At 56.6% G+C, this 1,627-nt stretch carries 3 protein-coding genes; all 3 read left to right on the top strand.

Features of this window, described 5'->3' with window-relative positions:
* The coding region (locus B3W37_RS12165; protein WP_483175970.1) for a 2-oxoacid:acceptor oxidoreductase family protein at positions 1 to 243 on the top strand (243 nt) is incomplete at its 5' end.
* A gap of 39 nt (positions 244 to 282) precedes the next feature.
* Positions 283 to 540, top strand: coding sequence for a 4Fe-4S binding protein (locus B3W37_RS12160; RefSeq protein WP_483169182.1), 258 nt, complete (start codon positions 283 to 285; stop codon positions 538 to 540).
* Positions 541 to 544: 4 nt separating this feature from the next.
* Positions 545 to 1,627 (top strand): hypothetical protein (locus B3W37_RS12155; protein WP_483175969.1); only part of this gene is annotated, 1,083 nt, incomplete at its 3' end.

Here is a 1,627-nt window from a genome sequence, read left to right as displayed (position 1 = left end):
GCAGCCGTGGGGATGCACCCCACCTGGCAGGTGGACGCCGACGCCATTGCCCGCGAAGCCGGATTATTCTCCGCCGACGGACCCATGATCAATATTCCGCTGTTTGGCGCGGTGTGCCGGGTCTTAAGCATCCCACAAAATATTATGGAGCAAACCATCCTTAATAAATGGCCGGGGAGTGGCGAGCGCAATCTGGGGGCCGCCGGCAAGGCTTATAACAGCGTAACGCAAATCAGCATATAGCCCGCTTTATATTTGGATTAGCGAAAGGAATGGAAATAAATGAAATCAGTTACGAAAGCCTACCGCCCCATTTCCTGGCCGATGAAGGGAGCCGGCGGGGACACCGGTTCCTGGCGGGCGCACCGTCCGGTGGTTGACACTCAGCTATGCACCAAATGCCAATTCTGCTGGGTATATTGTCCGGAAGCGGTTATTGACCGCCATGAAATTACTATTGATTACCGCTATTGCAAGGGCTGTGGCATATGCGCCACAGAATGCCCCACCGGCGCCATCAGCATGGAAAAGGAGGAGTAGCCGTATGAAAGCAGCACAAGTTAGAATGGAAACTGGCGCCTATGCTGCGGCCTTGGCCGTAAAAAGCGCCCGGGTGGACGTAGTACCCGGCTACCCCATCACCCCCCAGACCAGCATTATGGAAGCGGTGGCCGCCATGGTTGAAAGCGGGGAGCTGCACGCCCGCTTCATTCCGGTGGAAGGCGAACACAGTGTTCTGGCTGCTGCCGTGGCCGCTGCCGCTGCCGGCGCCCGGGTTTTCACAGCCACATCGGCCAACGGCCTGCTGTATATGCACGAAGTTTTACACATGGCTTCCGGCGGACGCTTACCGGTGGTAATGTGCAACGTCAACCGCGGTATTTTTGCCCCCTGGACCCTGTGGGCCGATCATCAGGATTCATTTGCCCAGCGCGATACCGGCTGGATCCAATATCACTGCTCCTCCAATCAGGAAGTGTTTAACACTATTTTGCAGGCCTTCCGCGTGGCCGAACAGATCAATATCCCGGTGATGGTCAACTTTGACGGCTTTGCCATCTCCCATTGTCTGATGCCCCTCACCCTGCCGCCACAGGAGGATATCGACCGTTTCCTGCCCCCGCACGAACCGGAATGGCGGCTCGACCCGGCTCATCCTTCTTCTTTCAGCAATGTGACCATGGCGGCCGAATACGCACCCTTCCGCCAGATGCTTTCCGACGATATTATGGCCTGTATTCCGCTGGTAAAGCAGGCGGCGCAGGAATATAAGGATGTCACCGGCATGTGGGACGGCGACACCATCGACGCCTACCGGCTGGAAGACGCCGAAGTGGTGGCCTTGGCTGTCAACAGCATGGCGGCGGAATTAAAACTTTCCATCGATATCCTTCGCGAACAGGGCATCAAAGCCGGCCTCTTGAGACCGCGCCTGTATCTGCCCTTCCCTGCCGAGGATATCATCAAAGCATTGCCGCAAAATGCGCAGGTGATGGTGCTGGATCGCAATTATAACTTCGGCCACCCCGGCGGCATTTTGGCTGCAGAACTGAAAAGCGCGCTTTTTGGACGACGCAACGACATCACGGTTAAAAACCGGGTAATGGGCATTGGCGGCATTGATCTG

The organism is Syntrophomonas sp. UBA5494, assembly GCF_002426325.1.
Note: the sequence above shows the minus strand (reverse complement) of the source record. Positions and strands in the feature narration are given on the sequence as shown.